Genomic DNA, 6,076 nt, shown 5'->3' on the forward strand with positions numbered 1-6,076 from the left:
GCGTCCGCCATGCCACACGACATCGATTCCGCACAAGACAGCCCTGATCTCTCGGTGGCCGAACACGTGCGCCGTTACCTGGCGACCAACGGCTCCAGCGGCTACCTGGAGGGAGGGTCACCCAATCTGATCCTGGCCTACCGCGGCCGCACCACCGGCAAGCTGTATCGGACCGGCCTGTTCTTCGGCGAGGACAACGACCGCTATATCCTCATCGCCTCTGGCTCGTCCATCACCCACACCCACCCCCAGTGGTATCTGAACCTGCTGGCCAATTCAGAAGTGCAGGTTCAGGTTCTCGCCGAACGCTTCATCGCCCATGCCCGCACCGCTGAAGGCGCTGAACGGCAACGACTCTGGGACCTCATGACCGCTCAGGCCCCTGTGTACCACACCTACGCGGCCCGGAGTCGGCGAACGATCCCCGTCGTCGTGCTGGAGCGGGTGCGGGGCGTCGGAACCCGTCAGCGACCCGCGTGCAGGAACTCGGCAGCCGCTCGAGCAACGGTCTCGGCAACAAGCGCGAGTGCAGGCACGTCGAGTTTCCACTGCTGCCAGTACAGCGGCACATCCACCCACTTGCGGCGGCCGAGCTCGATCAACGTGCCCGAGCGCACCAATGGCGCGGCTTGCTGCTCGGGGATCAGGCCCCAGCCGAGACCGGCGGTGACCGCATCGTAGAAACCTTGTGAGGTCGGGATGTAGTGGCGGAGCCTGCCCGCGTCCGCGCGGCCGCCGGTCAGTGTCCGGACGAAGCGGTCCTGCAATTCGTCACGGCGGTCGTACACGATGACCGGCGCACTCGGTAAGCACTGCCGTAGCGGCCCCGACGCCAGGTGCCGTGCCACGAACTCCGGATTCGCGACCGGCAGATACCTCGCCGAGCCCAGCAGCCGTACGGTGCAGCCGGCGATCGGCTCGGCAGAGGAGGTCACCGCCGCCATCACCTGTCCCTCGCGCAGCAGCGTCGCGGTGTGCGATTCGTCCTCGCGATAGAGGTCGAAGCAGATCGGAGGGTCCTGCGGTACACGGGTCAGCGCGGGCAGGAACCAGGTGGCCAGCGAGTCGCCGTTCACGGCGATCGACAGCTGCGTTGGCCCCGACTCGTCCGCGATCCCCAACTCCCGCTGGGTATCTCGCTGCAATGCCGCCAGCTGGCGCGCGAACCTGACGATCACCTGACCGGATTCGGTCGGTTGCGCCGGTTTCGTGCGCATGAGCAGTACCCGCCCGGTGCGTTGTTCGAGCGCCTTGATGCGCTGACTCACCGCGGAGGGCGTCACGTGCAGCGCAGCCGCGGCCGCGTCGAAGGTGCCCTCGTCGACGACGGCGAGCAGCGTGCGCACCTGGTCAGCAGGAAGATCTGACATCACAACAGCTAATGATAGTTAAGAAACTTTAGCTGTACTGATTCCGTAAATCTTCCTACCGTCGGACATCGTGAACAGCGATTTCCTCCCAGCGGCGCTTGCCGGATTCGGTACAGGCCTGTCCCTCATCGTGGCGATCGGCGCACAGAACGCCTTCGTGCTGCGCCACTGCGCGCGTGGGCATGCCGTCTTGTCGGTAGTCGTCATTGCCGCTGTCTCCGATGCCATCCTCATCGCGCTTGGAGTGGCCGGGCTCGGCGCCGTGATCACCGCATGGCCTTCCGCACTCACCATGATCGGCCTCGCCGGCGGCGCATTCCTGCTCTGCTACGGCGCCATGGCCGCACGGCGCGCCTGGCGACCAGCGCTCGACAATGCCCTCCACAGCACCAGCACCACAGCGGTGACGGTCCGCGCCGCAGTCCTCACCTGCCTGGCCATGACCTGGCTCAACCCGCACGCCTACCTGGACACGGTGCTCCTGCTCGGTAGCGTCGCCGCCGAACGCGGTTCGCTGCGCTGGATTTTCGGCCTCGGCGCCATGCTGGCCAGCCTGACCTGGTTCTTCAGCCTCGGCTATGGCGCCCGACTGCTCGGCCCTCTCCTGTCCCGGCCCGCCGCCTGGCGGACAATCGACACGCTCGTCGCCATCACCATGCTCGGGATGGGTGCCGCGCTGCTCATTCGAACTTTCTGACGCCGCCGCGCATCTGGGGCCCGCATCGGCGTGCGCCATGATCCATGACGTTCAGGTGAGTTGTCCGGTCGGCGCGGACTTCACACCACAGACGGGGCCGGCAACCGCCTGGAGTTCTCCGGCCGGCGATAAGGGGGGGGCGGTTCGTCCTTGGCTCAGATGTTCAGTGGAGCGGCGGGTGGGAAGGTGACGGGTAGTTCTGCCAGGGCGCGGTGGAAGGGGCCGGGACGCCAGGCCGGTTCGCCGTCGGGGAAGTCGAGGCGTAGGTCGGGGAGGGCGTCGAGGAGTTGATCGATCGCGTCCTGCGCGATCAGGTAGGCCAAAGATTGTGCCGGGCAGGCATGCTGACCCACACCCCAGGCCAGATGCGAGCGATTGCCGAGCAGTTCACCGCTGCGGACCTCGGGGTCGTTGTTGCATGCGGCCATACTGATGACGACCGGTTGATGCGCGGGCAGCCAGACCTCGTCGATCAGGATCGGCTGCCGCGGATAGGTGATCAGCAGGTTCGCCAGCGGCGGGTCGTTGAACAACACCTCGTCCAATGCATCACGGGACGACAGGTTCCCGCCGAGGACGCTGCCGCCGAAGCGTTCATCGCGCAGGATCAACAGCAAGGTGTTCGAGATCAGATTCAACTGGAATTCGATCCCGGCGCCGTAGACCTGCGAGACGTGGTGCGATGCCTCCACATCGTCCAGCGCAGCTTCGTGCTGCAACAGCACGGAAGTGATGTCGTTGTCCGGCTCGGCACGTTTGAGCACCACCAGCTGCATCAGCGCCTCGCCGAGCAGCTGACTGCCTTTCTCGGCGTCGACGCCCTCGAGCAGCGCCGCCGTACCCGCCGCAACCTGCTCACCGATCTCGCCCGGGCAACCGAGCAGGAAATTGACCACATCGAAGACCAGCGGAAAGACATACTGGCGGATCAGATCCGCTTGGCCGTCGGCACAGAACCCGTTGATCAGCGGAACGGCGATGTTCTCGACGACGCTGTTGAGCGTGTACAGATCGACGATGTCGATGCTCGAGGTGATCGCTTGCCGGTAGCGCACGAAATCGGCGCCCGTGCTCCGGCTCGCCATCGGCCGCCACTCCAGCAACGGCAGGATCGGACAGTCGGCCGGGATGTTCTGCTGCCAGGCACGCGGATCGGCGGGAAAGTGTCCCGGATCGTTGAGTATGCGCACCGCGGTGCTGTAGCCGAGCACCAGCGTCGCAGGCACATCCGGTGCCAGTTCCACCGGCGCCAAGGAACCGTAGCGCCTGCGCATCTCCCGGTAATGATGGTGCGGATCGTTGGCGAATTCAGGTGTGTACAGCGGCACTCGTGGGTCGTCGTCGGCAGCGGTCGGCGCTCCGTGGAGGACCGGACACGCGCTGGCCTGCGCCCAGGGGTTGGCGGTACTCACGTGAGAAGTCCAGGCCTTTCGCAATGTGGGTCAGACACCGAGGGCATCCAACGACTCGTGATCATCCAGTGCGGTGGTGATGCGTTTCAGCAGCGTCAAGCAGGTCTCGACCGACTGCATCTGGGGCTGATAGGCCGCGCGGCCGATGGTGAAAGCCCATGCCGCGTAGGCGAACATGGACTGCTGCCGGTAGGCCAGCCAGGCCTCGTCGAACGACGGCGCCGAACCTCGGACCTTGGCCAGCTCGTCCAGATAGGCCTCGAGCAGTTCTCGATCCCACGCGCGCCGGTCTTCTGGTTCGCATCCGGAGTTGACGGTGTAGGCGAAGTCGTGCGCCCAACCACCCCGCATGACCACTTGCCAGTCGACGAAACCCATCCGACCGGCGCCGGTCACATAGGTCTGTCCGATATGCGGATCGCCGTGCAGCAGGGTCGGCGGTAGGTCGTTGGTGGCCAAATCGATCGCCCGCTCGACACCGGCCCACAACCGTTCGCTCTGCCCCCGAAGCGATTCGGGAACGACTTCCTCGGCTCGCACCAACCCGATTGCGCAGCGCTTCTTCATATCGATCGCGGCCAGGTAGGCCTGGAGCATGTAGCTCGGGGTGTTGAGCGATTCGACCGCCGGATGCTCCCAGAACGTGCCGTGCAGGCGCGCGAGATTGCGTACCAGATCTTCGATCTGATCTCGTTTCACAGGCGTATTCGGCTCGATGAACGTCGCGTCACGGGTGGCGGCGATGTCCTCCATCAGGACGATGGAGCGCCACGACGAGTCGTCAGCGGCGCCCCAGTATCCGATCGGTGCCTCCATGTCGACCTCGGGCCGGAAGTCACGGAAAAAACGTGTTTCGCCGGTGATCATCTTGCCGCCACCGAGCAGAATGCGCTGACTGAAAGCCGTAGTCGTCTTCGCGAACAGTTCGATGGGCAATCCGGCCTGCGCACCAGCATCGTTGTACTCGACCCGGATCGCGACGCGAGTGGAGGTGCCGCGACTGCCGTTGGAGGTCTCGAACGACACCACCTCGGCACCGGGAACCTCGCGGCACAGTACCGAGGTCAGCCACGCCGGCGTCATCGTTTCCCCCGACACCGGAACGTCGTCGATGGTTCGCGCCTTCGGCCGGAAGAGCTTCTCCCCCAGAATATGTCCGCCGACTGCCATCGATCGCCCGAGCAGCCAGAGCTTGTGGTTCATACGCTTGCCTCGATTCCCGAATCATGTCGAACTGGTCCGAGCGGTCGACCTCCAGTGCACGGGCCCGGACGACAGTACGCTATGCAAGCGAAAAAACCTGCCTGACAACGTATTAAGACTGACCGGCCTGTTTGTGGGGCCAGTTGACGACCGCCCTGTCCATCCTCAGCTCACATGTGGATCCCACGGGGAGCCCGGCTCGCGGGCCAGGACCGGGAATCCCATCGCGGCAGCAGCCATCCAGCGCAGCTTTCTCAGAATCGATCGATTCCCGCGACGAGCGTCGCGATCCCCGACACCAGCAGCCCGCCGACCAGCAGCGTCGCACCCAACCAAACACTGGCGATCATCCGATTCGGCCGCTGCGGATCGCGTCCGAGCACCGACAGGAAGAACCCGAGCGGCATCAGGATGGCGGCGACAAGTACGGCGATCGCGCCACCATTTGCCCAGCCCGGACTCGCACCGGCCGCGTTGCCGAGCACACCGAGCAGCACGCCGAGCATCACCAGCACGCCCGCATGCGCATGACCCGCGCGGAAGAAGGATTTCTGCAGGTCATTGACCTCTTGGACGCCGGTGAAGACACGCAGGAGGAAGGTGCCACCGAAGGCGATGGTGACGACGGACAGGATTGTCGCTCCGAGCGCAATGCTCATGAACGGGGTGATCAGCGTGGTGTTCATGGTCGCTCCCTGGAGTCCATTAGATAGCGTTACTGTCCAATAATGGATAGCGGTACTATCTAATGTCAAGGGCGAGTCGGAGAAGGAGCAGATGCGATGCTGATGTCGGAACTGGCGACGCGCACCGGAGTGCCGGTGCCGACCATCAAGTACTACCTGCGCGAGGGCGTCCTGATGCCCGGCCGCCCCACCAGCGCCACCCGCGCCGAATACGGCGAGCCACATGTCAAACGAATCGCACTGATCAAAGCGCTGTCCGGGCACGGGCTGTCGCTGGCGAAGATCAAAACGATTGTCGGCCTGATCGATTCACCCGACGAATCCCTGCTCGACGCCCTTGGCGCGGCCACCTACACCCTCCCCCCAACCCCCGAATCCACGACCGACACCGAATTGCCCCGCGCCCGTGCCGCATTCGCCACCCTCGGCCGCCCACTCCCCGAGGGCCTGCCCGCCGTCGCGCAACTCGAGCAGGCTCTCACCGACGCCGAAGCCGCGGGCCTGCCCATGACCGAAGACCGCCTCCGCGCCTACGCCCCCCATATCACCGCCATCGCCGAGTTCGAAATCGACCGCATGCCCCTCGAATCCCCCGCCGCCGCCATCGAATACGCAGTCCTGGGCACAGTCCTCTACGAACCCATCCTCGCCGCCCTCCGCCGCATCACCCACGCCGAACTCACCGCAACCCGCCTCGCCAACCTAGCC

The 6,076-nt window shown here is 65.1% G+C and carries 6 protein-coding genes and 1 pseudogene; 3 read left to right on the top strand and 4 right to left on the bottom strand.

Going from position 1 to position 6,076, the window contains the following annotated elements; genetic code table 11:
* Positions 1-9: 9 nt before the first annotated feature.
* Positions 10-429 (top strand): annotated as a pseudogene (locus GV792_RS30410) (nitroreductase/quinone reductase family protein); the annotation flags it as partial.
* 35 nt (positions 430-464) lie between these two features.
* On the opposite strand, the gene GV792_RS23825 reads toward GV792_RS30410, so the two are convergent.
* The gene (locus GV792_RS23825; RefSeq protein ID WP_163826546.1) at positions 465-1,370 is read right to left on the bottom strand and encodes a LysR family transcriptional regulator ArgP; all 906 of its coding nucleotides are present in this window, start codon (positions 1,368-1,370) and stop codon (positions 465-467) included.
* Between the two features lie 70 nt (positions 1,371-1,440).
* Here GV792_RS23825 and GV792_RS23830 point away from each other — a divergent pair, with 70 nt between their 5' ends.
* Positions 1,441-2,067 carry a LysE/ArgO family amino acid transporter gene (locus tag GV792_RS23830; protein ID WP_163826548.1) on the top strand — a complete coding sequence of 209 codons (627 nt, stop codon included), beginning with the start codon at positions 1,441-1,443 and terminating at the stop codon, positions 2,065-2,067.
* A 155-nt stretch (positions 2,068-2,222) separates the two neighbouring features.
* Here the strand turns inward: GV792_RS23830 and GV792_RS23835 are convergent, their stop codons facing one another.
* The 3 genes from GV792_RS23835 to GV792_RS23845 all read right to left on the bottom strand — a co-directional run bounded on the left by GV792_RS23835 (position 2,223) and on the right by GV792_RS23845 (position 5,368).
* Complete coding sequence (locus tag GV792_RS23835) at positions 2,223-3,479, bottom strand: cytochrome P450 (RefSeq protein ID WP_163826550.1); 1,257 nt, start codon at positions 3,477-3,479, stop codon at positions 2,223-2,225.
* A 30-nt stretch (positions 3,480-3,509) separates the two neighbouring features.
* Complete coding sequence (locus GV792_RS23840; RefSeq protein WP_163826552.1) at positions 3,510-4,682, bottom strand: aminoglycoside phosphotransferase family protein; 1,173 nt, start codon at positions 4,680-4,682, stop codon at positions 3,510-3,512.
* A 254-nt stretch (positions 4,683-4,936) separates the two neighbouring features.
* A complete protein-coding gene (locus GV792_RS23845; protein WP_175584720.1) occupies positions 4,937-5,368 on the bottom strand; it encodes a hypothetical protein in 432 nt (143 codons plus the stop codon).
* Positions 5,369-5,464: 96 nt separating this feature from the next.
* On the opposite strand from GV792_RS23845, the gene GV792_RS23850 reads away from it, so the two are divergent.
* Positions 5,465-6,076: MerR family transcriptional regulator (locus GV792_RS23850; RefSeq protein ID WP_163826554.1), on the top strand; the 612-nt coding region annotated here is incomplete at its 3' end.

This window comes from Nocardia cyriacigeorgica, from assembly GCF_010868145.1.
Classification (GTDB): Bacteria; Actinomycetota; Actinomycetes; order Mycobacteriales; family Mycobacteriaceae; genus Nocardia; species Nocardia cyriacigeorgica_D.